The following is a 26,062-nucleotide window of genomic DNA, read 5'->3' on the forward strand; positions in this document are numbered from 1 at the left end:
CGCAGGACATCGGAGGGATACACTTGCGCACCGTGGTTCTTCTGCTCTTGCCAGCCGTTCTCGTCGGATCGTCGATACCGCTTGTCAATCAAGAGCGCTCCATCGGTTTGTTTATGATCGATGGAGGTCCTTTGCTCATCGCACAGGAAGACGATGGCAAAGAGATCTTGCTAATATTTCTCAGTGAGACCTTCGAACCTTCGAGAATCGTGAGATTGGCGCATGTGAGGCCCGACAGGATCAACGATGTCGCCCTGTTCGATGATGAGTTGATCTTGGTGGGTCATTCCTCGATCCGACCAAACCAAAGATCGGTCTACGTCTGTCTGATTGATCTTGATGGAAATGTTTTGAAACAGAAGCTTCTGAACTTTCCCGGTGCCGAGACGTGGGCCGAAGCGCTCGTTCTCGACAAAGAAGGCATTTACCTCGCTGGTGGTTACAACACGCTCAAGAAAGGTTGGTTCGATGCGTTTTTGTTGAAATTGGATTGGAACTTTGAAGTCGTTTGGAGCAGGACCACGGGAGGTCTGTCGGACGATTGGTTTCACCGCGTGAAGCGCGTTGACTCACAGCTTTTGTGTGTGGGTTCAACCGAGAGCAAGACCAAGGGCAAGGCCGATATGTTGATCGTTCTGTACGACGAGAACGGAAGAAAGATCTTCGAAACGAGCTTCGGTGGTACAGATTGGGACAAAGCGATCGATGCGCTCGAATTCAACGATAGAATCTTCGTCTTGGGTTGGACGAATTCTCACACCCCGTACAGGTCTGGTCTGTTGCTCGAAATGTCGCTCGGTGGAAAGCTCATCAAAGAGCATCTTCTCGATCTCGGTTCAGACTTTTCTCCATCTGGATTGCTCGCGATCGAAGATTGGATCATCGTGTACGGTGTGGTGTGGAACCGAGAAACACGTTTCGATCCTGTGATGCTCGCAATCAACAGAGATGGAAGCTTGCACAACAAAAACATTGTCCCTCTGTCCAACGATCAAACGGTCAGAGGTGTCGTGCTCTGGGCCGGTCAGATCTTGATCCACGGCGAATCGGACAACCCGATCACAGGCAAGGATGTTTTTGTGCTCTCGCTCGAAATTGAATCAGTTCTGATGAACGTTTCAGGACTTGATTAGCTTGTACCTCTCGTAGATCATCGTGACCCTGTTCGGTTCGATGAAGAACTCGACGTCCATCTTTCTGAAGTTCTGGAGCGTGAAACACTTGACATATTCTTTCTCTACCTTTTCGGGAACGAGGACCGAGCTCAACTTCAAGTTCCTGCTCACCATCTCCATGAGCAAGAAATCTCCATTCCTTTTGACATCGAAGGCCACACTCTTTTTATAACCTTCGTATCTGCCGACCAACTTGTGCAAGATCTTGTCGAACTTGACGAAGTCGAACTCTTCGTCGGGGTCCTTCTTGAGCATCAGCGCGAGCGCGTACATGCCGATGTTCGATAGAGGATAGCCCGCACAGTTCGACAGCACCGCAACGCCGATCTTCTTGGCTGGTATGTAACCAACAAAACCTGTGTAGATCAAGACCGAGCCACTGTGTTCGACGAGTTTTTCACCCAGAAAGTTCGGATGGATGATCCAACCAAAACCGTACTTCTCATCGCCGAAGCTCTCCCAAGGCACAGGGATACGGCCTTCCTCCATGGATTCGATCGATTCTTTGGAAACGATGCGCGCTCCTTCCAACTCACCTTTGTTGATGTAGAAAAGCAAGTACTTACTGAGGTCCAGCACGTTGCTCAACAGTCCCCCATCCGAGCTGATACCGTAGGGGAACGGCTTCCTCACGTGTGTGTGGCTCTGTGGATCGAGTACATAACCTGCCGCGACGTTGGGATCCTTTTCGACCTCTTCTCTGTAGAAGTGAGACCTCGTCATCTTTAAGGGTTCGAGAATGTACTTTTTTACGTAGTCTTCGTACTTCATGTCTGTGACCTTCGAAACGATCCTTCCCAGCATCACGTAACCGCTGTTCGAGTAGAAGAACCTTTCGTCAGGCTTTGTGAACGCCCAAGATTCTGCGTCCCTCGCGAACATCAACACATCTTCAGGATCCTTCACGGGAAGCCAACCTTCTCCGAGGTTGAACATCCCATCTATGAAAGCCTCCGCATAACCCAGCGACGGAATACCCGAAGCGTGATAGAGCAGATGTTTCACACGTATTGGTTCACCGAATGCTCTGAGTCTCAACGGTAAGTAATCTTCAACGGGTCTTTCAAGATCGATCTTTCCTTCCTCTGCAAGTTTGACGATTGCCAACGCAGTGAAGCTCTTCGTTATGGATCCGACACCGTAGATGGTGTTTTCATCGGCGGGCGCATAGCTTTCTAAAACTCTGAAGCCGAAACCCCTCTTGTAGACGATCTCTCCATCGCTGATCAACGCGATGCTCAGAGCAGGCATCTTGGTCTGTCTCATCTTCTCTAAGATGAAATCTTCAAGCTTGGTGAAATCCACATCGGACACCCCCTTGAATGCTATTATAAATGGTATGAGATTCGTTCTGATCGTTGTGTTGTTGGTGTTTCTCTCTTCCTGTATTGTGTTGAACGAACCATCGAGCGACGAGAACCTTCGCATCGTCGTACTTGCGTACAGGTTCGGCTACAATCTGAGTGAAGAAGAACTCTTGCAGATCGCCGAGCGTACGAGCTACGACGATGAAGTGCTCGCTTACTACGAGTATTTCAGGACAGGAAATCTACCGAAATTCTTCCAAACCAAGGCTGCGGAAATTTACGATCAAAGGATCCTCAACATCTTGAAGGAAAATCTTCCCATCGATGAAACAGCTTCTGCAACGATCATCGACGCGTTCGATGAACCTCCTGCCAAAAACGAGTGGGATCCACAAGTGGACCAGATCGATCAAGACTTGGTGCAGAGGGTTCACGCGCTTCTGTTGAACGATTGGAAGATCAAAGGATTCTTCTACAGCTGGTGTGAGAAGTATTCCATCGGTGTGAGTGAAGAAGATCTGAGCCTCTATGCACAGTTCTTGGTGAACGCTTGTGAAGCATCCTCGAAACTGACGTTGAAAAAGACATCAGAAGGATATTCCACCTTTTTCACAGACGAAGTCGACCTCTCGTTGGTTCCAACCGAGCTCGTCTTGGCGATCTGCTACGTCGAATCGAAGTTCTTTCCTGGAGCTTTCAGATGTGAGATCAAAGACGGCACAGTTCGAGCAATTTCGGTGGGCTTAGGTCAGATACTCGTCGATGCAGATTCTTTAACAACTCAACAAGACATAGGTGATGGAAAGAAAGATCTGTACACCTTCGAGCTTTTGAACACTCACTACTTTGATGAGCTCTTCAAGGCCACGGATTTGACACAAGTGAAGGTTGGCGTGCTCTTCTGCCGAACCTTGCTTTCTCTGTTGATGCAGAAGTTCAGATAGATTCTTCCTCCCTCACAGATAGGCGAAAAACACCTGCAAGACAATCACCTTGAAAATCGAAATGACCAAGCTCTTGAATCCATAACTGATGCCCTGGAACATCTTTTTCTTTGGATTCAACCTAGGAAGCTCAATAACCATTGTTTGTTGCTCCACACCAACGCGATCTTTGTTGTGAGAATGGGATTTTTGGTAGCTCTCAGGCTGTCTTACACCGAGTTATCTTAACTCCATGGCACAGACCGCATGAGTGGAATCCAAAAGTTCTGGTGTATCCTACCCCACAACTACTTGGGCGTAAACAACCGCTCCGTGGAAGGCAGCCTGACGGGCTGCTAAGAATCCCATCCCCTTTTGTACAAGAACCTGTCAACCAAATACCGTGGTTGACGCCGGTAACTTGCCAATCAACTTCGCTTGAATCCAAGTTCAAGACTTTGAAGACTCCGTAAAACCGGAGAAACCATGGCAAAAACCAACGACTTCTGCGTTCGGTGAAGTGCGAACGAGTTGGGTAATTTCAAAGACAGGATTGGCGGTTTGCAAAAGTCAAGCGTTTGGAGCGGATGCCTCCATCATCTCTGCTACATCCAGGATGAATAAGAAGGCAAGAATGTATGAATAGATTGAAACCATGTGGAGCTCTTGACTGTTTATGTCCCTGTAGTATCCGTGTTTTTCTCTGATCTTCGTCATTACATCCCACTCTCGACACCGTCCGGGTGGTACCTTGGTGAATACGGGTATGCGGTGTTTATCACGAAACCCGAACCAACAATCATCCTGCTCGAATCCATGGTTTTCTCGATCTTGACATCTGATCCCATTTCCCACGCGTACTTCCTCGCAAGGGTGAACGAAGCGTTCAATCGTTCTTCGTTTATACCCATCAAACATACCTCAGTCGGTTTTGAGGGCTCATCGGTTTGGATTACATCTCCCACTAGTCGTAATGAGAACCTCACACTTCCAGCGCCGACGAAGGTGATCTTCAAAGACATCCGTCGATTTTGAAGCTCACTATTTCACAAAAACTCTTAGGTTGCCAAATTTGGCCGCACTATACTTTAATTTGTACCAACCCGATATTTTCCACTTGGACTCGATCTTCGTTGTCTATCATCACAACGTCGTCCACATAGAACTCAAGGGTTGAATTGGGAGATACAACGTAACTTTCCATTCTCGATCCAAGCTATTGTGCGTAGGACGTTCTATCGTCCACTTTGTATCTTTGTTGGATCGTCAAGGTTATCTGTTGATCTTTTCGCATCTTCCTTCGTTCCCCTTAGAAATCGTGTGTTTGTCTCGTCAGGTTAAATTAACTCCAAGCAGGAATATTTCTACCCAAATTCTTAACCTATTCTACCGATGTGATTTCACAACATAAAAACCCCACATTCCCAAAGAAAAAACGAGCCTCCGTGAGAAAAAGGGAATTTTTGCCGATTAATCAGCGCTTTTTACGTCAGACAATTGATTATCACTTTTCAAGATCCTTGACTTTTTTTAATCAAAATCATAATTTTTTTGTAGAGAAAAATTTAGGTACTTCGATGGAATTGCTCAGCTCTGTAAAAAAATAAAAAGCACAAATCGAGGAGTGATGCATTTTGGTCAAGCAAAATGATATTTTCAAACTGAGATTTTCCAAAGAACTTGGACCACTTGTAGCGTTTGTTGCACTTTTTACCTTCACAGCTATCGTCAATCCGAGGTTTTTGACGTCCTTCAATTTGCAATCCTTGGGAAGACAGATTGCCATTTTTGGTCTCTTAGCAATTGGAGAAACGTTCGTGATCATCTCTGGTGGTGGTTCAATAGATCTGTCAGCCGGCTCTGTGGTTGCTCTCAGTGGAGTCTTGGTTGCCTGGTTTATGAAGCAGCAACTCTCTATTTGGTTGAGCATTCTACTGGTTTTACTCATCTGCAATGTCATTGGGATGTGGCATGGTCTTGCCGTGACAAAGTTGAAAGTGCCAGCCTTCATTGTCACGCTCGGCACGTTGACGATCGCCAGAGGAGCTGCAGCTGTGATAACCAAAGGCTGGCCAATCGTGGGTTTACCCAGAGGTTTCTTGACCATAGGTCAAGAGAATTGGATGGGTGTGCCGATATCTTTTTGGATATTCGCGATTATTACTGTGGTTTCTCATTTCTTTCTCACAAAAACCGTTTATGGTAAGCATTTACGCGCCGTGGGAGGCAACCAAGTCGCTGCGAGATTTTCCGGAGTTAACGTAGAAAAAGTCAGATTCATAGCGTTCACCGTGTGCGCTTTACTCTCTGGACTCGTTGGGATTATAGTGGCTTCGAGGTTATCCCAAGGTCAACCAGGTGTTGGAACTTCTTACGAACTATTTGCGATCGCTTCTTCGGTGATCGGAGGAACGAGTTTGGGAGGCGGTGAAGGAACCATAATCGGAGCTGTTATAGGTGCAAGCGTAATAAGCTTGTTGTGGAACGCCCTCGTCATGCTAAACGTTTCGACCTATTGGCACAACGTGGTCATAGGTTTAGTAATAGTCGTTGCGGTCACGCTCGACGTTTTGAGGAAAAGATCAAGCGGGGGATGACTATTCCCTCGCAATCCTAATGGGAGGTGTTTTTATGAGAAGGCTCTTTCTGGTTGCTGTACTAACAGCCTTGGTAGGGGTTATCTCTTTGGCTCTCACAGTAGGGGTTATTGGCAAATCCGTTCACCCATACTGGTCGCAAGTTGAGGAAGGCGTCAAAGCAGCCGGTAAAGCCCTGGGGATTAACGTCAGATTCTTCGTTCCCTCGAAGGAAGACGTTAACGCCCAACTTCAGATGCTCGAGGCCTTCATTGCTCAAAAATTCAACGGTATAGCGATAGCTCCTTCAGATCCGAGCGCTGTTATACCCGTCATTGAGAAAGCTTTAAAGCTCGGTATACCTGTTATAACACTCGATACGGATTCACCCGGGAGTGGGAGATACGTTTACATCGGTACAAACAACTACAATGCTGGGTACGTCGCCGGTACCATGATGAAAGAACTGCTTGGAGGAAAAGGGAAAGTCATGATTGGGACAGGTTCTCTGACTGCGATGAACTCTCTCGAGAGGATTCAAGGTTTCAAAGATGCAATCGCTGATACTGATATAAAGATAATTGACATACTGAACGACGAAGAAGATGGTGCGAGGGCCGTTGCACTCGCGGAAGCTGCTTTAAACGCTCATCCAGATCTGTCAGCGTTTTTCGGTGTGTACGCATATAACGGTCCAAGTCAAGCTTTGGTCGTGGCCAACGCTGGTAAGAAAGACAAAGTGAAGATCGTGTGCTTTGACACGACACCAGATATCCTTTCTTACGTAAAAGATGGTGTGATACAAGCTACGATCGGTCAGAGACCGTACATGATGGGTTACTTGTCTGTCACGGTCTTGTTCTTAATGAACAAGATAGGCGTGCAAAACACTCTAGCCTTACTACCAAAGGTCACCGTCGATGGTAAAACCGATTACATGATCGACACGGGCGTCGATGTGGTTACCCCAGCGAATTTGTCGGAGTATCTGAAAGAAATGGAAACATTGGGCATTCCAATAAGGTTTTGAAAAAGAAGGGGGTTCATCCCCCTTCTTTGACATGGAGGAGAGTTGATAGTTGTATGCAAGAACTTCTTGTGGCGAAGAAGGTCACGAAAAGGTTTCCTGGTGTGATAGCGCTCGACGGAGTAGATTTTGAGGTTCAAGAGGGTGAAATTTTATCTCTCATAGGTGAAAACGGGGCTGGGAAGTCAACCCTCATAAAAGTCCTCTCGGGCGTATACAAAAAAGATGCGGGAGAGATCTTCTTGAGTGGCGAGAAAATAGAATTTCACAGTCCCGCAGACGCTTTCAAAAAGGGTATAAGCGTCATTCACCAAGAATTAAACCTCTGTGACAACATGACAGTCGCCGAGAATATGTTCTTGGCACATGAGATGATAAAAGGAAAGAGCTACAGCTTGACAAGTGTTGTGAACGACCAAAGTATGTACGACAGGTCTCAAGAACTCCTCGAGATGATAGGTGCACGCTTTTCTTCACGGATGTTAGTCCGAGACCTGAGTACGGCGCAAAGACAGTTGGTCGAAATCTGCAAAGCTCTGACGCGTTCACCGAAGGTAATTTTCATGGATGAGCCAACTTCATCTCTGACGCTGGAAGAAACGAAAAAACTATTCGAGATCATTAAAATGCTCAAAGATCGAGGCATATCCGTCGTGTTTGTTTCTCATAAGATCAACGAGGTGATGGAAATCAGCGACAGGATCATCGTCATGAGGGATGGAAAAAGGGTTGGAACATTGTTCAAGGACGAGTTCAACGAAGATAGTATAATACAACTGATGGTCGGTAGGAACATCGAATACTTTCCGCATTTGGAAACGAACCCAAAGGAGATCCTACTCGAAGTCAGGAACCTGTCGTGGAAAAACAAGGTGAGAAATGTCTCCTTTTATCTCAGAAGAGGCGAAGTGATCGGTTTTGCCGGATTGATAGGAGCCGGAAGAACTGAGACTGCATACCTTCTGTTCGGCATAAACAAAAAGGATTCAGGGGAAATATACATAAATGGAGAAAGGGTCGAGATAAATTCTCCCAAGGATGCTATTGAACAAGGCATAGCTTTGATACCAGAAGATAGAAAGTTGCAAGGTTTGATCCTCCGAATGACTGTTAAAGACAACATTTGCCTACCTGTTCTTGAAAAAATAAGCAGATTTAGATTCATTCTCAACGAAGCCAAGCAGATTCAAGTTTCAGAATCCTTAGTCCAAAAGTTCTCCGTGAAAACCCCATCAGTAAACCAGATTGTTGAGAATCTATCTGGAGGGAATCAGCAAAAGGTCGTTCTCTCGAAATGGTTGGCAACAGATCCGGAAATAATCATCTTCGACGAACCAACCAGGGGTATCGATGTCGCAACTAAAGCCGAAATACACAGGATGATAAGAGAGATCGCTGCGAGAGGAAAGGGAGTGATACTGATTTCCTCAGAACTACCGGAAATATTGAACCTGAGCGATAGAATCATCGTCATGTGGGAAGGTCAGATAAACGCCGTTCTCGACAACAGGGAAAAGAAAGTTACCCAAGAAGAAGTGATGTACTACGCCTCGGGTAAAAAGATAATAAAGAATTAAACAAAACAGGCTCGGTCGTCAGCCCTCTTTGATGTTAAATTTTGAACTTTCTCACCTGTTCCACCAAGCTTTCTGCTATCGAACTCAATTCCTCAGACAAACTGCTCACGTTCTGTGCAGCATTCGCCTGCTGTCTCAACGCCTGCGTCATCTCTTCCACCTGCTGCGCTATCGTTGTGATCGATTTGGTAGCTGTGTCCATCGCACTGCTCATCTCTTCTGCAGCCGCACTCTGCTCCTGCGCACTCGCTGCCAAACTCTCTATCTGACTCAACATGCTGTTTATCTGCCCCATTATCTTGCCGAACTGCTCTGACACCATCTGTGATTGCTTGCTTATACCCTCAACAACGTTCACTACCTCTTTCGTAGCTCCATCTACCCTCATCGCTCCTTGGCTTATCTGTCCAAGTATCTGTCCTATCTGATTCGTCGCTTTCTTGCTCTCCTCTGCAAGCTTTCTTATCTCATCCGCAACCACTGCAAAGCCTCTGCCTGCTTCTCCTGCTCTGGCTGCCTCTATCGCAGCGTTCAACGCCAACAAGTTCGTCTGCTCTGCTATGGAATTTATCGTCTGCAGTATTTGACCTATGTTCTTCGCTTGCTCGCTCAGTTCTCCTACCACCAAAGCTGTCTGTTCCACTTTGTCTTTGGCTTGTTTTATCATCTCCACGATGCTCTTTATGGCACTTTCACCTTCTTTGGCTGCCATGCTCATTTGGCTCGATCTTTCTGTGAGCTGTTGTGCCGCCTTGGATACGTTCTGTGCGCTCGCTGCTACTTCTTCTATGCCACTGGTGACTTCTTGTATGGAAGCAGATGCGTTCTGTGCCGATTTGTTGACTTCTTCCATCTGTGATGAAAGCTCTTCTGAAGAAACGCTCAGCTGCTGAGCTGACGAGGCCAACTGTTCACTCGAGGATGCAACTCTGTCAGAACTTTGGGATATCTCCGTCACCATACCGTTCAGATCCTGCTGCATCTTTTGGAGGGCCTGTGATAGTTCGTAGAATTCCTTGCTTCTGAACTTTGCCTCGAGTTTTTGTGTTAGATCACCTTGAGCGGTCTTGACGATGAACGATGATAGTGCGCCAAACGGTTTGATCAACACGATTTGAATGAAGAGATATCCTATCACCACCGCTGCGACTACGGCTATCACAACAACGATGATCGCGTTCCTCAAAAACGTCTTGTTACCAGCCGAAATGATCTCGTTCACCCTCTGTTGTGGCACGCCCACGAACAGTATTCCTATGACGTTGCCTCTCTCGTCCAAGATGGGATCGTAGGCTGTGAAATAATCTTTGCCCAAGATCTTCGATGGTCCCACATACCTTTGTCTCTGCGTTATTGGTTTATAGGCTGCGCTTTCCTTTCCAAGGAAAGTTCCAACGGCTCTCGTTCCGTCGTCTTTACGGATGGAAGTTGAAACCTTTTTGAAGTCGTCGCCTTCGGCTTGAAAGATCGTTGCGACCACGTTCATCTGCTTGCTTATCTTGTCAACCACTTCGAATCTGTCTTTGATTGGTTTACCGTCCTTGTCCACGAGTTGACCGTCTTTCAAAGAGAGCGTTCCGTACTCGCTTTTGACGTATTCTTTTAGAACTTCGAGTGCGCCGTTGATCTGCTGTGTGTACATTTCATCAGTGACGTTGGAGATGGTCCTTTTGTTTTGCAAGCTCGTCGCCATGAAAAGTGGGACCAAACCTATGAGCGTAACGGCGACGACGAGTATTATGCCGTAGACCCTCAGAGACAATCTCATTTTGCACAACCTCCTTAGGTTTTGCTTCCAAGTTGAATGGGGAAAGTTGTCACTTTGAATAAACTAACAAGCACAACGTTAGAAAAAATGAATGTAATTAAACGAGTAAGTAAACAAGAACGAAAGGAAAGTATAAAGAAGCTTGATGTGAACAAAATCAAATATAATGCGTACACTCTAAAAGTGAACAGCGTTGCAACATCGGAATTTCAACGAACACTCATTCGCATTTGTGAGTGAATCTCACGGCTCTTTTTCGGATCACGTACAATTCAACCAAACCGCCATCTTTCCAGCCTGTCTGTTGCACCAAAGATGGTACGGCACCAACGTGATGTTTCGTTCTGTCTTGAGAGTGCACCTCGAATATGGTCTGTAGAGCTGCATGTCTTTTTCTATTTCAAAGCCTCGGCCTGTCAAGAATGTTGTCCTTCCCAACGTCGAGTCGTATTCTACGTTCTCTTTGAGAGGTTCGTTTGGATCCAGCGTGAAGGTCCACACGTCAACGTCTGGATTGTCGATCTGCTCTGCGCAGAAAAGAATTGGTCCTTTGAAGACCGCTATCTTGTCGGTGTTCTCTCTAACGTACGGGTGAGACTGCACCAATCTCACGTTCATTTTGAGCCTCAATACGATTCTGTTCAAACCCTTCCACTCTCGTGAGAGTTTCGCATAACCGTTCTCGAGGTTGAAATCCACTTCTCCATCGTTCAAGAAAATCTCGAAGTCCTCCACCCAACTCGGTATTCTCAAGAACAGATCGAAACGAACAGGATCTTCTGTTTTCACGAGTATTTCTACTTCGCTCGAGAAAGGATAATGTGTGTTCTGCCAGATCGAAACCTTTTCACCGTTCAAGGTAGCTTCACAGTGACTGTTCTCGTAGAGATGAACCCAAAGGCCTTTGTCTGACACCGTGTACAGATAGTTCGTCATGCTCGGCAAAAAGCGTGCCAAGTTGGTGGGGCAACAAGCGCATTTGAACCACTCTTGTCTGACATGCTTGCCAGAATCCTCCAGCGGGTTCACGTAGAAGTAATGCTTCCCATCTATGGAGATGCCCGAGAGCAGACCGTTGTAGAGGACAAGTTCCATCGTGTCGGCGAAAACACTCTTTCCAGTTGCCAAGAGCATTCGCCAGCTCCACATGAAATTGGCTATCGCGGCGCACGTCTCTGCGTACGCCCTTCGATTGGGAAGCTCGTAATCTTCGCCGAAGGACTCTCCTTCGTACCTCGATCCAACTCCACCAGTGATGTACATCTTTTTCGTGATCATGTTGTTGTAGAGTTCGATCAGAGTTTTGAAGAAACTCTCTTCTTTCGTTTCCAAATAAAGATCTGTAGCACCACAGCACAGATACAACATCCTCACGGCATGGCCCACGACCTCGTTCAATTCCAAAAAAGGTTTGTGATCTATCGTGTATTCCTTGCCGCCGGCGTATCCTTTGCCTCTCTCGAGGATGAAGAAGCGTGCCAGATTCAAATAATCTCGGTTCTTGGTCTGCCTGAACAACTCCACGAGCGCCATCTCGATCTCTGGATGTCCGCTCGCACCTTTTTTCTTATCCGGGCCGAAAGTTTTGTTTATGTGATCTGCAAATCGCAATGCCACGTTCAACAATGTCTTCTCCTTGGTCACTCTGTGGTGTGCTATCGCCGCTTGGATCAAGTGGCCTGCGCAGTAAAGCTCGTGCATGTTGGCAAGATCGGTCCATCTATCTTTCTCTCTTTCGAAGGTGAAATACGTGTTCAGATACCCATCTGGAGATTGCGCGTCGGCGATCTCTTTTGTGACCTCGTCGAGCATGGCTTTCAACTTCTCGCGCTGTTCAGGATTTGCATAGATGAGAGCGTAAGAACAACCTTCGACCCACTTGTAGACGTCCGAGTCGTTGAAGAAGTACCCTTGGAATTCACGATTTATTTTTCCACTCGCCCTCCTGAAGTTGTCTATTCTCCCCGTGCTTTCGAGTAGCTCGTACTGGCTTGGAATGGTTATCTCTAAAGCCCTCTCCAAGTACCGTCCCAGATAACCGTTGATACGTACGTTTTCCAAGGCAACAGGTTTTAAAAGAGCGGCTGGGCTTTCTTCGCAACGCATGAGGAAAGTGTCATTCATCTTTTGACCCCCCGTTTGAGAAGAGGATTGGAAATTCCGTGATCCTGAGCGCAGTGCAACCGTAAGGAACCAGATCGATCTCTTCGATTTTGGCGTTCTTAAGTGTGTTCTTGTCAACTCGCGGTGGCTCGGCGGCCGAACCGTTCAACAAGGTCCAACCTTCGACTCTGAAAGCCTTGACTTTGATCTTCATCAACGGTTCTTTTCCTTCGAATGGCGTGGAGTGCTTCGCGACGTTTCTTTCGAGGTTGAACTCGTTGGGCAAGATGAGTGCGTAATTCCAATCGCTCTTGGGATAGACTTCGTAGTCTGCGAAGGGCTCGTTCCCTTTGATCTTTCTCCATTCCTCCTCTATCTTGAGGCTGAACACCAAGGGTCCTCTCTGAACGAAAGCGGTGTGATCGGACCAAGGTATGGTCTGGATTTCGAAGTGGAACATGACCTTTACCCTGCTCTTTCCCTTGGGTAAGTGGAGCACAGCGAACTGGGTGTTGTCGTACTCTCTTCTTTCATCGTTGAAAACCACAGTTGTGCTTCGAGACCAAGAAGGTATCCTCAACATGAGTCTTATTTCTCTGTCCGTGGTGACGAAGAATTCGACGGCGTCATCGAAGGGATAGTTCGTTTCCTCGACGATCTGAACCGACTCAGAGCCGTTCCATTTGTATTCCAAAACACATGGAGCGTAGGCCATTTTGACGAAGCAATCCTCAGACGACTTCATCCAGAGACTCTTTGCAAACTTTGGCCAACCTTGATGCATGTTCGCCGTGCAGCAACCAAAGTTCGGTTCTAAACCGAAGATGTTCGAATCCTCTTTGTTGTTGTACCAGTTCCTCTCTTGAACATTGCACAGAACTTGGTTGACCTGTTGGTCGTACTGGTGTGCGTAAAAACCAGGCCTAATCGTTGCAGGCAGTGCGTTGTACGCGACCACTTCGAGTCTGTCTGCGAACAAAGGATCTCCGAACACTTTGAAAAGGTTCTCCAAGCTGTACATGAATTCCACGACTGCGCACAGTTCGGTGCCCTGTGTTGTCTTTCTACCGTTCAGATGCTCATCACCGCTGAACATCCCGTTCGGTTGACCGTGATGTTTCGTCAGCGATTCGAGACCTTTCAAGGCGACCGAATGAAAGCGTTCGTCGTGCGAAAGTGCGTATCTCAAGGCGGGTTCCTTGAACGCCATGGCGACGTTCACGACGTGTGTGGTGTGGTAAATGAAGAACAGTTTCTCGATCTCTTCCTTCGTCAGTCCAACCTTTGCAGGATCACGAAGTAGTTCTTTCCATCCGTTGTACGTTCCGAGCATTTTCATGAACTCCTTGGGAAGGTATCTCTCCGTGGGCTCAACGTAAGGAAAGTTCTGGAACAAGCTGGACCAGTCGATGGTCTGTTTCAAGATCTCTTTTGCCAGTTTCAACAGAAAAGGCTTGTTGGTCCTTTCGTACAGCCAAAAGATCGGAATGAGATTTTCAAATCCTCTCGCCCAAGCCCAGTGTTCGAGAGGTCTGTACTTCAACTCTTTCGACTGATACTCGAAATATCTGATCATGAAGCTCAAAACCCTCGAATCCTTCGTCGCTTCGTAGTAACTCGTCAGGGCTTTCAACATGACCATCCTCGGCCACCAATCGACGTTGCTCTTCGGTCCAAAGAAACCTTCCACTGTTTGACTCGAGAGGACTGAGTTCATCCATTTCTCAGCTTTGCTGATCAGACCTTTCTCAGAGAGGATGTACGCCAGTGGAACCAGCCCGTCACAATAGTAAGGACCTCTTTCCCAGTCTTCCCCATTTCCACCCAACCACGCGCTGTTCGGGCCAACATCGGGCCAAATCTCGTCAAGGTGACCCGTGAGACCTTCCGCCTGAAGTTCGAGTTGCTTCTTCAACCATCCGGTTGGTTTCACGTATCCCAGATCGATCTCTTTAAACTTCGACACGATTCTCGAACTCAAAGCCATCACCTCTCGTTGCGTTTCACCAAGACGCAGAAGGTATTCTTCCGCGGAGCTTCTTCGAAGACGTCGAAAGTGAAACCTCTGTGGACCTTGAAAATCTTTGAGAGTTCTTCCAGCGCTTCATCCTTTGAACTCGCTTCGAGTAAGAGTCGATAGTCCGATTCGTCCTTCGTCAGCGAAACGAGTCTGAAAGTGCTCGAAGGACAGAACGGCGACGGATCAGGCTGAACGGCAGCGAGCTCGAAGGGTAACGTGTAGGATACGATCACGTTCAATTCAGAGCAATTTTCTTCTTTCAGCCTCAGCTTTTTGTTGAACACACCCTCCAAAACTTCGAAATCAACTCTTTGCCCGTTCAACAGTACATCGATGTTTTCTGCTTGCTTGGGGACCCAGACCGAAAAATCCATTCGATACCCCTCTGGAACTTCAGTTTGGTAGACTTCTTGGAAGTGGTTCTCGTCTGTTCGAATTCTCTTGAACGAAAGTTCAGCTGAAGCTGTTGCCACTTTCAAATTCTTCACCCTGAGCTCGTTCATGTTCCAGGGGATCTGTGGGGACAAGAGTATCTTTCTATTCAGAAAATTCGCTTCGAAACCCAGCAAACCTTCGACCAAGGGTTGAATCGCCATACTTTCGGACCAAGCTTGGTGCGGACATATGCCGGACGGCTTGTAAACTTCGCCATGATACACTTCGCTTATGTAACCCTTCGCGAAGTGTCTCGCCGAAAGGAGGTTGCACAGAAGATGGTTGAAACCGCTGTGCGTCGAACCTGCTTTGAACTCGGCCAAACTGACCCAGCCTGTGAAGAGTGGCCAAACGGTCCCTTCGTGGTAACCGTTCGGATTGAAGATGCCAGAACTCTTTGAGATGATCCTCACACCCCAGTCGGTTGAGAAATCGTTGCTCGCGTAGGGAATGACTTGTCTTTTCGCGTCCTCAAAACCTATCGCACCCAAGTACACCGCCACGGCCGTCATGACGGTGAAATGGTTGAGTCTTCCCCCATTGTGCTTTATTCCAAGGATGTACAAGCCAGTTCTCTCATCGTAGAATCTTCCGATCGCTCGCTTCGTCCTTTGGAGTGCCTCTTCAGCCTTCCTCTTCACTTCGGAATCGTTCATGAGCTCTGCAAGCTCAATCGTTCCCTCGAGCGCCGAAAGCCATATGGCGTTCAGATAGAGCTCTGCGTCCGATCCGTAGAGCTTGCCACCCTCGATCCAACCGTGGCCTTCTATCGTGTTCTCGATCAGTCCATCGTTGTTGCGATCGCTCGATAGACAGAACTCGAACGCCTTAACCACGTTCTTCCAATCTTCTCGAAGGAACTCAACGTCGCCACTGTGGTTAACGTACCGGTGGAAAACCAAGAGAAAGAGTGGCGTCGAATCGGACGCATCGAAGTGAACTACACCGCTCGAAGTCAGTTCGTGAAAGATCTTTCCATCTATCCTCTGATACTTCATCAGCAGTTGCAAGTTCTTCTTGACCGTTTCCCAATCACCTATGTCCAGTAGTGCCATGCTTACCCATTCGCTGTCCCTACCGAAGTACCAAGCATAGCCGGGTCGTGCCGAGAACCAACCTGGTTTGCTGTTCGCATAACCAGCCATCAATCCTTCACCGATGCCAGGTACAGACGTTAAGAACTTTATGGTACCTATTTTCGCCAGTTGGAACATCCTGTCGAAGAGTTCATCGTTCGTTTCCAACTGTAGTGTGGTGTTCAGATAGTTCTTCAGAAAAGATGAGTACTCGATCAGTTCCGCAGTGAAATCGACCTCGTATGGTACTTGCTCTTGCTCCAAGAAACCACCGAGGCAGATGGAAACAGAATCGTCCACGTTCGTGCTCATCGTGAAAGTCAGCGAATTTTCATCGTTGGACCATCTCGTCTGCGTGGGAACGTTCATCTTTATGAAGGCTTTCAACATACCGTCGGAGGTTTGAAAGACCACTTCTCCAGTTTCATCGCAGATGTTGAAGGACTTTCCACAGTTGAAAGCTTCATCGAACGGCCACATGATGCGAGAGTCGATGTTGAAATCGACTTCCAGCTCCTGAGTCTTTCCGTCTTTGAAATCCAGTTGGATCATGAAGATGGGTTTTTCGAGGCTCACGAAGGATGTGAGTTTGAAGTTCTCCGTTTCGTGGATGACCCTGTCTGGATAGATGCGGTGGAAGATCTTCTGCTCGGAGATCTTTTTTTCATCTATCTTGAACGAAATACTTTTGACTATTCTGAACGGATGAACCCAAACTTCATCGAACTCACCGTTTTCTTTCAGATTTGCAAGTATCCTTCGTCCACAGAGGTTCGCGTAATCTTCACCGAAACCTTCGTGAACGAGCAGTTCGAATGTTTCGAAATCTTTGAGAGGTTTGATCCTGAATTTAGTGAATTCAAGACCACGATCGAGTTTCGTCTCGTTCGAGCAACTGGGCCAGTAAAGAGCTGGTTTTTTGGAACCACTCAGCATGTACTCGAGGATGTTCTTCACGAACTGCTTCGCCTCGTGGATGTTGTATTGTATGTGAGAACTTTTGAAATTGAGATATCCACCGATGCACAGGATCTTCTTCGAATCGAGTTCGTATTCCCAGATCAAAGCGTTTTCCCTGATCACAGAGATGTACCTTTTCTCGACCGCCACGATCCTCGCCTTTTTACCCCTGTAACAGAAGACCTTCTCCGAAGTGTCTTTGTCCAAGACGAGGTAGGTGTAGAAACCACCGTGCAACGATTCGAAGATGGGATGGTACTTGTAAGACTGAAAACCTCGTTTGTCCCAAGGATCTTTTGACATCACCAGCTCGAAGGATTCGACCACGTCATTCTGTTCGATGATCTTGCTCACCTCAGCTGCAGCTTCTCCGTAGAAGACCGCATGCCGATGTCCCAACACCCTTTGAACGATGTGAGGATCGAAGATGCCATGAAACCAAACCACATCCGCCTCGTCAACGTTCTGAACGATCTCGACATTTTCGAGCGACAGATCGAAGAAATCGTTTTTCACCAGCAAGACTCTCACCGAGACTCACTCCCTCTTCTGATACTCTGACCAAACGTATCTGTATTCGTCCAAGCCTTTTTCAACGCGTGCGGGAAGATGAAATCTCAAGGTTTTGATCTCCATGGGTTTGAGCGTGATCTGTGTTGACACTTCCTCCAAGACTTCACCCAACAAATTGATCTCTTCGACCTTCACGAAATCAAACTTCGGTTCCATGCTCGCAAAGATTTGTTCCTCTTTGGGATTCCAGATCCTCACGATCAGAGAGTTTCCTTCGACGTAAATTGCGCTCAGTTGTATCTCTCCAACGATCTCGAAAGGTTGAAAGGATTTTGAACCGACTCTTCCTTGAGCCTTTTTTGCAATCATGGGTCTGTTGAATTCCTGAGCCATTCTCAAAGGATCGCACTCTACGTTGAGGGCGATACCGTATCTGGTACGAACGCTCTTGGCGAAATTCTCACCATCCCAGGGATCGTACAGGTAAAGAACCGCGTACAGCTCGGACCCATTCCTCACGAACCCTTGATTCCCCGAATGGAGGAACAACATGTTCGCATCATCGCAACGAAGCTGAACGAACCTGAGGCTCGCGAAGTGGTTCACCACGTCTTCGAAGAACTTCTCCGAGGTCATCCAATCTCCCTTCGGATAGTACCGATAGTGCTTCAAATTCGGTATACCTCTCTCCACACCGAACGGATAATCGTAGACCAGCTCTTTCAGTTCTTCTTTCAAATCCATTCGAACCATCAGAGCACCTGCGTAACCTGGTTTGGGTTTTTCGATCACTTCGATCTCAGTTTCTATTTCCAGATAATCGTTCAGCTCGCCGAATCTGAAACTCTGTCGGCATTCGTAAGGTCCAACTTTCACACTCGTTCTCACGTCGATCAGGTCTGGCAGGATCCTCTTCAAAGTCGGTTTTGACAAGGGGACAACTTCGTATCCTTCGCAGATCAGCTCGTTCAGTTCGTAGACTTTCCCGTTCGACTCGGTCCTCACGATCCCGTTGGGCTGAACTGTCCACTGGGCACCGTGCCAGAGGACTTTGATTCCTTCCTCCGTTTCCCACGCTTCGATTCTGCAAGAGCCATTCTGTTCGTCTAAAGCGAAGACACCGAGCGCTGGCACATCCTCAACTGCCACGATCTGATCTGTTCCTTCGACACGCACATAGCCTTTTCGCTTCCACGGTAAGGGATTGAAAACGCACAGCTGAGATGTCCCGTCGACGTTCTTTGAGAACATGTCCATGTATCTTTCGACAATTGGAGTGGCCAAACTTTTCGCAGTCTCAAGGTAGACCTTGCCGATGTCTCCACAAAAACCTTCACACTCGTCTATGTCGTGGGCTTGCGAGATCATCAAGAGCCTTCTCGCTTCTTCGATTTCCCAGTCTGGATAGGCAGACCACTGAGGTGATAATCCGTTCACGTACGCTATGCTTGCCAGGATCTGCGCATCGTTGATGGTGTTTTCGATCTTTCTTCTCTCGATCCTCAACGTGTCACCGTTTTTGCCTAAGGAAAGTCCGTGGTAAAGGTCTGTAGATTTGAAACGAACGATACGTTCAGGTTTTCGTAGATCGACTATTTCGGAAGGTCTTATGGGTTGGAATTCGAAGATCTGACGCAACCTTTCCAGTTCCTTTTCGATCAACTCGGACCTACACATCCACTTTGGTGAGTCCATCAGCTCGAGCCACTGTATCAAGAAGAGCTCCTCGTTCTTCTCAACGTGTTTCGATATCGTTCTTTCAAGATCTTCTGGCCATTGGTGAACACACAGGTCGGTGAAAGATAAGGCACGTATCTTCGAACCATCCGCGCCTTCCCAAAAGAGAGTTGGTTCTTCGAACTTTGGAACGCTCGGTGTGTGCCAGGTTTCTTGAAAGAAGAAGCAGTAAACTTCGTAACCGGCTTGGAGCAAGAGCTGTGGAAGCTGAGGAAAGAAATAGAACTCCTCTTCCCAAAAGAGCTTTGGACGAACGCCGAAGAGTCTCTCACAAACTCTGACTCCGAAGATTATCTGTTGGACGTTGCTTTCTTCATCTATGAGATGTGGATAAGGTTGAGTGTACGTTCCTGCAGCTATTTCGATCTTTCCTTGTCGAACGGCTTCTTTCAATCTTTCGAACGTGTCTGGATGTTTGAAGGCCAAATATTCATAACCGATGGCGTCGAAGTTGATGGCGCCTTTCAAACCCTTTTGCACAAGTTTCAGCATGTCTTTCGTGGAATTCTCAAGAGTCCCAATTCCCCACATCCATTCCATGTCGATCCAGTGCATGTGGTTGCCGAAGGTGTAGAAGATCTTTTTCTTCATGCAAGATCCCTCAAATCTTTCTGAACGTGATCTTCAAATTCTTCGTTCCTGTCGTTTCGACTCTGTACAGAAAATCGTCCAGTCTCGAGACCGTCAAATCTGGCTCCGTTCTCACGGCGAAGCCTTCGGGGCAGAAAAAGTAGATCACGCTGTCGTTGACGTTCTCGCACTCGAGACGGAACGAGTTCTCACTTTTTATTTCACTTAAAATTGCTGGTTTCGCGTTGGAAAGACCGAATTTCAAATTTGTGTACTCCAAAGCGTAGTCAATACCTTGCAAATTGTATCTGACTGAGAATTCGTCTTCGAGGACAAATTCGAACGGAGTTTCTGCAACGATTTCCCCAAATCGTGGCTTCTTCGGTTCGAAAGTCACCTTGATCGGTTTCCGCGACAAATTCTTGAAACGGTATTCAAAGCTCTTACCTTTTCTCACGAACTCGATCCTCACCGTACTGTCCGCGACCTTCAGATTGTCGATGACGAACCTTTCCCAGTGTATGGGTACTCTCGGTCTGAAACGCAGAATCTTTTCGAACGCATCGACCTCTAAACCGAACGTTCCCTCCATAACAGACCAAAGAATAGGACCAACGGAGAAGAGTTGATGGGGAACTGCCGTGATGATTGGAGCAAAAACGTCTCCAGAGAAAAGCTCGGAGAGATGGGTTGAATTCTCCTCCGAAAATGCTCTGAGCGCGGCTTTCACGATCTGCCATCCTTCAAGGATATGGTCCGTTTCGTACGCAGCTTTGGCAACGAACCCGTTTATGAAGTACCAAACGCTACCGAGGTTGTAGTTTATCGGGTCGTAATGCTCACATACGTCTATGGATCTGGCACCCCACCTCGTCATGACATCGCTTCTCAACATCTTCCGCATGGATCGCTTCGATCTGTCTGGATCGAGCACACCGAAAGAGATTGGAAAGGCAGGCCAAGGGGTCAGATAAGGGAAGAGTTGATCCGAAGCGTTGATGGACAGAAAATACGAACCTTTGACCTCGTCCCAGAAGAATCTCTCGATGGAGGTTTCAACCTTCTCGATCTTTTCTCTCAGCTCACGGCAGACTTCTTCTTCCCCCATTCTTTCGAAGACTCTTTCCAACTTCTTCATGGCAGCAAGATAGATCCCACTCGTGTATATCTCGTACTTCGATCTTCTGAAGTCACTGATTTCCAGCGCTCCAAGACCGGCTCTGTAGTTGACTATCAAACCAGTCTCATCGCACAACGAGTCGTAAAACTTCAGGGCCTTCAAGATTTTTTCTCTGTACTCTTCAACGAACTTCGTATCGCCTGTATGCAAAACGTAGTTCGCGCACGCGAGCAAGAACCACGCTGTCGTGTCCGCGTGCAAAAAGGCAAAACCTTTGTACTTGTTGAACCAATCGATGAAACCGTGAGATTGAGATATCTCGTGTGGGATCCTACCTTCCTCGTTCTGGAAAGAGAAATAGAAAGCGAGGCTCTTTTTCACCGTCTCCACATCGTTGAATCCACAGATCGAAAGCGAGTTTATGGAAGCATCACCCGCAAAGAACCATGCGAAGCCAGCTCTGGTGGACTTGCCCGAGGGACCAACGCCGGCGATCAGACCTTCACCGAGGTTTGGATTCTCGATCAGTCCCTTCAGCATCGATAACTTACCCCATTCGAAGAATTCGTTCAGTTCTTCGTCTGGCGTTTCAATTCTCAGAGTGCTCGATGAATAGTTTCTGTAGTGTTCGTTGGCTTTCTCAATCTCTTGATCCAGACCCTCCTCGATCTTCAGCAACTCTTGGCAGGCCTTCTTGCCCATCGCACCACCGACGATGCTCACCACGAAACGATTCACACCTCGAGAAACATGCAACTTGAAGGTGTGAGGATTGTCAGAGAAGGCGTGATCGCCTTCTTTTGAATACTTGATGGCTCCAACGGATCGAACGATCGCAGAAAAGCTGTCGGTGGGTTCGGAGATCAAAAATCCGTTCAAGGAATCGGACCAATGACAATACTGACCACCGATCGCGCCGGGCCACATGAGATTCAGTTCAGGCTTGAAGGAAACGATCATCTCCAAATCTGTGGAAGCGTTGACATCGTAGATCAGAAAACAACCTGGAAAATCTATCGGAGCAAAAGCCCGCTCTTCGAGTTCAAAAAGTGGATGTGCGTAGGAAATCTTCACTATCTCGGGTCTGAAGACGATATCGTTTGTGAACAGAGTCAAATCGTGCGTGTCCATGGTCTTGGGAATCCAAACGCTCGTCTTGAGATTGGCGATCAGCTTGACGGGCCAGCTCCAAACTTCCCAACCTTGTCCGAAGAAACCCATCATGCAGGAACGCTTACCGATGCTCTCCAAGTAGAGCCTCTGTCTCGTCTTGAGGTTTTTTTCATCCTTCTTTCACCTCGTGGGTTCGAACGTAGTTTCTTACGTCCTCTACATCAAGCTCTATGATTCTCTCGTAGGCTTCTAACGCTTTCGGAAGATCTCTGTTCAGTATCGCTTCGCACAGCTCCCTGTGGTAAGGTAAACCTCTATCACCGAAGTCCGTCAGGCCGAGTGGTGAGCGCCAGAGGATGGAAAGGATGGGAAAGAGAGTTTCAAAGATGCTCAAAAGGATCTTGTTGTTCGCGATCTCGAATATCTTTCTGTGGAATCTTTCATCGGTCTCGGCAAGATGCTCATGGCTCTCTATGGATTTCTCAAGATCTGAGAACACGAACTTCAATTCGTTCAGCTGTTCTTCGGTGGCGTTGAGAACGGCAAGTCTTATCGCACCACTTTCTAAACACCTTCTGACTTCCAACAGTTCCAGTATGTCTCTCGGCTCGTCGGACTTGACTTTCAGAGAGATGTTGAAGGAGATGTTCAAGCCGTTCTTTTTAATCACGTAAGTGCCACTCCCATGTATCGTCTTGGTGATGCCTTCCAGTTCTAAGAGCCTCAACGCCTCTCTCACGATCGTTCGACTCACGTTGAAAGTTTCCGCGAGTTTGTTCTCTCCCGGCAGTTTTTCGATGTTCTCCTCCAAAATCATCTTCTTGATCGCCTCAGCGACCAGATTCGCCTTTCTTTCTTTGCTCGTCTCGATCGTACGAATCACCCCCTATTCTTTCATCTATTCTTTCATACCAGTCAGGGCTATGCCCTCAACGATGTTATCTCTCATAACCCGAGGACAATTTGATGCCCTGAAGGAGCCATTTCTGTGCCACAAAGTAAACTACGATCAAAGGAATCGACGAAAGAGTGGCGGCCGCAAGCTGTATCGGATAGTCTATCGTGTACTGCGTTGCAAACATCGCTATCCCGACCTCTATCATTCTCATCTCTTTGCTCCTGGTCACTATGAGAGGCCACAGAAAAGACTTCCATGTACCGAGAAAAGTGAATGTCGCAACGGTTGCGAGGACAGGTTTACACAGCGGCAGTATTATTCTCCAGAAGATCGTAAACTCTGAAGCGCCATCTATCCTTGCCGCATCTTCTAAGCTCTGTGGTAGCGTGAGCATGTACTGTCTGGTCAAAAACATACCCCATATGTTCCCGAGCGACGGAATTATCAACGCCATGTAGGTATCTATCCACCCCAGGCTGCGAAGTATTATGAAACCAGGTATGAGCGTAACCACACCGGGTAGCATCATGAAACCTATGAATATTCTGAAGATGGTATCCCTGCCGGGGAAATTCAACCTCGATAGTGCGTACCCTCCCATGGATACCAGCAAAAGCTGACCCGCAAGAACACAGATGGACACAAAGACTGTGTTGAAGATGTATCTACCCCAAGGTTGGGACTTCCACATTTCAACGTAATTTTGAAATCTTGGAGTGGTTGGGAACAACTTCGGTGGGAAACTGTATATCTCGAACTGTGCCATGAGAGATGAAGAAACCATGACAATGTACGGCAACAGCGTGGAAATGGCTAAAACTGTCAACAGGAATATCGAAACGACTTTCAACGAGATTCGTGAAAATGTTCTTTTCGCAATCAAGCCGATCACTCCTTGCGTCAAAAGTACTGTTGCCAGCTTTCTTTTCCAAAGAGTTTGAACTGGAAATACGTCAGAACCAGCAAAACAAGGAAGAGCATCCAAGACTGTGCTGCGGCGTATCCCATTCTCAGCTCTATCCAAGCTGCTTCCCATATGTGATAGAAGACCACGTCCGTACTTCTCAAAGGACCACCCTGCGTGAGTACGTAAACAGGGGTGAAGACTTGGAACGAACCTATGACGCTCGTGATGAACACGAACATGGTGGTTGGTTTCAAGAGAGGAAGCGTTATCTTGCTGAATCTTTGGAATCTGTTCGCACCATCTATACTTGCAGCTTCGTAGAATGCTTGTGGTATGCTTTGAAGACCCGCCAAGAAGATCACCATTTGACTTCCCAAAGACTGCCAGATACTCAACAACATTATGGCTATCAAAGCAGTGTTGGGAGACGTCAACCATGGGATTTTCGGGACACCAAAGATACCCAGTATGTAGTTCAGGAGGCCGAAATCTCTGTTGAATATCCACCTCCACACGATCGTCGTCGAAACACCCGCCGTGACCACGGGAAGATAGTATACAGTTCTCAACAGTGCCATACTTCTCGTAGGTCTGTTGACTGCGATTGCGACTAACAGAGAAAAGAACATGCTGATCGGGACCTGCAGAGAAAATAGAGCGGTGTTCTTCATAGCGTTCCAAAAGAGTTTGTCACGGAAGAGCTCTCTGAAGTTGTCCAAACCGACGAAAGGTTTTGCGGGATCCACCACGTTCCACCTTTGGAAAGCCAGTATCATGGAGAAGGCAACCGGTCCAACTGCCCACCAAATCAAATGGATGAGTGCGGGTGCCAAAAAGATGTATCCGATCAACGTGGCTCTGAGGAACCGAGGTCGTTCTGCGTTTTTGATCGCAAAAGAGAGTACCCACAGGAACATGACAAAGACGGCAACCACGATCATTCCCAAGAGCCTCACCTTTGCGGCACTGTTCACAAGCGGCGTTTCTTCCTTCAGTGCGATAAAGGTTCGCTCACCCGAGGTCATCTTCCAGTAAGTGTAACGAACTTTATTTACGTGAACTTGTCCCACTTCAACATTTCCGATTTCGTATTTTGATTTCCAGTTTTCTAACGTCTGCGAAAGTCCTCCCCGAAAAGTCGATAAAACGATTCTCCCGTTATGACTCAACATGACTTGAACGTTCATCAGTTTCTTGACATCTTCGAAACGTCGATTTTCCAAGTAGGTGTTGCCCCAATCGCTCAGCACCTTCGCGGTTGATTCAACGTAGTTCGCGTACTCTCTCTGCATCGTTCCAGGTATTTGAAAAATGAAGATGTACAGAACGGTCAAGAACAACGGAAAAGAAAACAATGGTAAGAAGCGAAGACCCCTTGCACCTTTTCTTGCAGCGACGAGTATTCCCACCACCAAAGAAATCGAAGAAACGAGGAACAGGAAGAAGTCGATGAGTTGCAATCGGAAAATACTCCTCTTGAATGGCTCAATCTGTAAGCAATTTATGATAAAACCTTTGAGATTCCATTCTTGGAAATCGAAGATTGGTATCACAGTCAACAACTTCCCATCCGCAGTTAGATGGATTTCGGGTGAATGACTCTCCGAAGCTTTCTTCAGAACATCTTTGTCCACAGCGAATCCTTCACCGAAGATCTCTCCAGCTTTTGATACGAAGAACACCTTCCGTTGAGTCAGTCGCTCGATCTGAGAGAAAAACTCTTTCGGGAGCATGGTTCCTGACACGAAGACTAAATCCTCACCTTCCGAAGACTGAAGGATCGTCGCAGTCCTGATCTGTAGACCTTCGCCCAGAGGGTAGAGATCCGTTAGAAAAGTCCCATAGTCTTCGTAGAGAACTGTTTGGACCAAAAGATCGTTGTACAAATCATCGGCAGGTAGCTTGCCAAGATCTTTGACCACGTTTCCAGCCAGATCCATCCAGATGACGAAAGAACAGAATTGCAGGAACTTTTGATTCAACTCATCCAACCTCGAAATGGACAAATCTTCCTTCAAAAGGATGTCAGATACCCTTTTCTCGAAACTGTACAAGAAGCTGTTCAAAACGAAGGAGCTGGTCCTCACAGATTCTTTTTCCAGATCTTCTTTGTATTTCATGACGCTCTGTTCCGTGTAAAAAATGGAAACAACAAAAAGGACAGCGGTGAAAAATACCACAGATGAGATCGCATACATTTTCGCTTTCTTGCTCACGATCGGTCACCCCAATTTAAGAAATGAAGGAGGGGATCCTG

Annotated in this window: 18 protein-coding genes; 5 read left to right on the plus strand and 13 right to left on the minus strand. The window is 47.2% G+C overall.

Going from position 1 to position 26,062, the window contains the following annotated elements; translation table 11 throughout:
* The first annotated feature begins 23 nt into the window (after nt 1–23).
* Complete coding sequence (locus tag AJ81_RS06515; RefSeq protein WP_031504541.1) at nt 24–1,133, plus strand: hypothetical protein; 1,110 nt, start codon at nt 24–26, stop codon at nt 1,131–1,133.
* Here AJ81_RS06515 and AJ81_RS06520 read toward each other — a convergent pair.
* A complete protein-coding gene (locus AJ81_RS06520) occupies nt 1,119–2,480 on the minus strand; it encodes a serine hydrolase (RefSeq protein WP_031504539.1) in 1,362 nt (453 codons plus the stop codon). The two genes, AJ81_RS06515 and AJ81_RS06520, sit on opposite strands and share 15 nt — an antisense overlap.
* 34 nt (nt 2,481–2,514) lie before the next feature.
* On the opposite strand from AJ81_RS06520, the gene AJ81_RS06525 reads away from it, so the two are divergent.
* Complete coding sequence (locus AJ81_RS06525) at nt 2,515–3,426, plus strand: hypothetical protein (protein WP_031504537.1); 912 nt, start codon at nt 2,515–2,517, stop codon at nt 3,424–3,426.
* A 429-nt stretch (nt 3,427–3,855) separates the two neighbouring features.
* Here the strand turns inward: AJ81_RS06525 and AJ81_RS11085 are convergent, their stop codons facing one another.
* From AJ81_RS11085 to AJ81_RS11020, 3 genes are read right to left on the minus strand one after another with little or no spacing between them, the layout of a single operon-like run.
* Nucleotides 3,856–3,972 (minus strand): hypothetical protein, encoded by a 117-nt coding sequence (locus AJ81_RS11085; RefSeq protein WP_306452424.1) that lies wholly within the window; start codon nt 3,970–3,972, stop codon nt 3,856–3,858.
* Between the two features lie 3 nt (nt 3,973–3,975).
* Nucleotides 3,976–4,122 (minus strand): hypothetical protein, encoded by a 147-nt coding sequence (locus AJ81_RS11015; protein WP_231845455.1) that lies wholly within the window; start codon nt 4,120–4,122, stop codon nt 3,976–3,978.
* Nucleotides 4,122–4,427 carry a family 4 glycosyl hydrolase gene (locus tag AJ81_RS11020; RefSeq protein WP_231845456.1) on the minus strand — a complete coding sequence of 102 codons (306 nt, stop codon included), beginning with the start codon at nt 4,425–4,427 and terminating at the stop codon, nt 4,122–4,124. Before AJ81_RS11020 ends, AJ81_RS11015 begins: the two co-directional genes overlap by 1 nt.
* Before the next feature lie 612 nt (nt 4,428–5,039).
* On the opposite strand from AJ81_RS11020, the gene AJ81_RS06535 reads away from it, so the two are divergent.
* The 3 genes from AJ81_RS06535 to AJ81_RS06545 are packed head-to-tail and all read left to right on the plus strand — an operon-like array spanning nt 5,040 to nt 8,585.
* Complete coding sequence (locus AJ81_RS06535; RefSeq protein ID WP_038059770.1) at nt 5,040–6,002, plus strand: ABC transporter permease; 963 nt, start codon at nt 5,040–5,042, stop codon at nt 6,000–6,002.
* Nucleotides 6,003–6,036: 34 nt separating this feature from the next.
* On the plus strand, nt 6,037–7,011 hold the full coding sequence (locus AJ81_RS06540) for a sugar-binding protein (RefSeq protein ID WP_031504535.1): 975 nt from the start codon (nt 6,037–6,039) through the stop codon (nt 7,009–7,011).
* Nucleotides 7,012–7,064: 53 nt separating this feature from the next.
* Nucleotides 7,065–8,585 (plus strand): sugar ABC transporter ATP-binding protein, encoded by a 1,521-nt coding sequence (locus AJ81_RS06545; RefSeq protein ID WP_031504533.1) that lies wholly within the window; start codon nt 7,065–7,067, stop codon nt 8,583–8,585.
* A 34-nt stretch (nt 8,586–8,619) separates the two neighbouring features.
* Here the strand turns inward: AJ81_RS06545 and AJ81_RS06550 are convergent, their stop codons facing one another.
* The 9 genes from AJ81_RS06550 to AJ81_RS10750 form a co-directional block, all read right to left on the minus strand.
* Nucleotides 8,620–10,353 carry a methyl-accepting chemotaxis protein gene (locus AJ81_RS06550; protein ID WP_051368734.1) on the minus strand — a complete coding sequence of 578 codons (1,734 nt, stop codon included), beginning with the start codon at nt 10,351–10,353 and terminating at the stop codon, nt 8,620–8,622.
* Between the two features lie 261 nt (nt 10,354–10,614).
* Complete coding sequence (locus AJ81_RS06555) at nt 10,615–12,477, minus strand: glycoside hydrolase family 127 protein (protein ID WP_031504530.1); 1,863 nt, start codon at nt 12,475–12,477, stop codon at nt 10,615–10,617.
* Nucleotides 12,470–14,437 (minus strand): beta-L-arabinofuranosidase domain-containing protein, encoded by a 1,968-nt coding sequence (locus tag AJ81_RS06560; protein ID WP_157724360.1) that lies wholly within the window; start codon nt 14,435–14,437, stop codon nt 12,470–12,472. Before AJ81_RS06560 ends, AJ81_RS06555 begins: the two co-directional genes overlap by 8 nt.
* A gap of 5 nt (nt 14,438–14,442) precedes the next feature.
* Nucleotides 14,443–17,478 (minus strand): amylo-alpha-1,6-glucosidase, encoded by a 3,036-nt coding sequence (locus tag AJ81_RS06565; RefSeq protein ID WP_031504526.1) that lies wholly within the window; start codon nt 17,476–17,478, stop codon nt 14,443–14,445.
* 6 nt (nt 17,479–17,484) lie between these two features.
* Nucleotides 17,485–19,788: a glycoside hydrolase family 38 N-terminal domain-containing protein gene (locus tag AJ81_RS06570; protein WP_031504525.1), complete on the minus strand. Its 2,304-nt coding sequence runs from the start codon at nt 19,786–19,788 to the stop codon at nt 17,485–17,487.
* Between the two features lie 10 nt (nt 19,789–19,798).
* Entirely contained in the window at nt 19,799–22,138 is a 2,340-nt protein-coding gene (locus tag AJ81_RS06575) for an amylo-alpha-1,6-glucosidase (RefSeq protein ID WP_031504524.1), read from the minus strand.
* Between the two features lie 31 nt (nt 22,139–22,169).
* Entirely contained in the window at nt 22,170–22,883 is a 714-nt protein-coding gene (locus AJ81_RS06580) for a FadR/GntR family transcriptional regulator (RefSeq protein WP_031504523.1), read from the minus strand.
* Between the two features lie 55 nt (nt 22,884–22,938).
* Nucleotides 22,939–23,781: a carbohydrate ABC transporter permease gene (locus tag AJ81_RS06585; protein WP_051368736.1), complete on the minus strand. Its 843-nt coding sequence runs from the start codon at nt 23,779–23,781 to the stop codon at nt 22,939–22,941.
* A 17-nt stretch (nt 23,782–23,798) separates the two neighbouring features.
* Nucleotides 23,799–26,021: a carbohydrate ABC transporter permease gene (locus tag AJ81_RS10750; protein WP_051368737.1), complete on the minus strand. Its 2,223-nt coding sequence runs from the start codon at nt 26,019–26,021 to the stop codon at nt 23,799–23,801.
* Nucleotides 26,022–26,062: the final 41 nt, after the last annotated feature.

This window comes from Pseudothermotoga hypogea DSM 11164 = NBRC 106472, from assembly GCF_000816145.1.
GTDB classification, from domain to species: Bacteria; Thermotogota; Thermotogae; order Thermotogales; family DSM-5069; genus Pseudothermotoga_A; species Pseudothermotoga_A hypogea.

Coding starts and splice junctions, on each gene's coding strand:
- AJ81_RS06525 (WP_031504537.1), top strand. CDS start 2,515: ATGAGATTCGTTCTGATCGTTGTGTTGTTGGTGTTTCTCTCTTCCTGT.
- AJ81_RS11015 (WP_231845455.1), bottom strand. CDS start 4,122: ATGACGAAGATCAGAGAAAAACACGGATACTACAGGGACATAAACAGT.
- AJ81_RS11020 (WP_231845456.1), bottom strand. CDS start 4,427: ATGTCTTTGAAGATCACCTTCGTCGGCGCTGGAAGTGTGAGGTTCTCA.
- AJ81_RS06540 (WP_031504535.1), top strand. CDS start 6,037: ATGAGAAGGCTCTTTCTGGTTGCTGTACTAACAGCCTTGGTAGGGGTT.
- AJ81_RS06545 (WP_031504533.1), top strand. CDS start 7,065: ATGCAAGAACTTCTTGTGGCGAAGAAGGTCACGAAAAGGTTTCCTGGT.
- AJ81_RS06550 (WP_051368734.1), bottom strand. CDS start 10,353: ATGAGATTGTCTCTGAGGGTCTACGGCATAATACTCGTCGTCGCCGTT.
- AJ81_RS06555 (WP_031504530.1), bottom strand. CDS start 12,477: ATGAATGACACTTTCCTCATGCGTTGCGAAGAAAGCCCAGCCGCTCTT.
- AJ81_RS06570 (WP_031504525.1), bottom strand. CDS start 19,788: ATGAAGAAAAAGATCTTCTACACCTTCGGCAACCACATGCACTGGATC.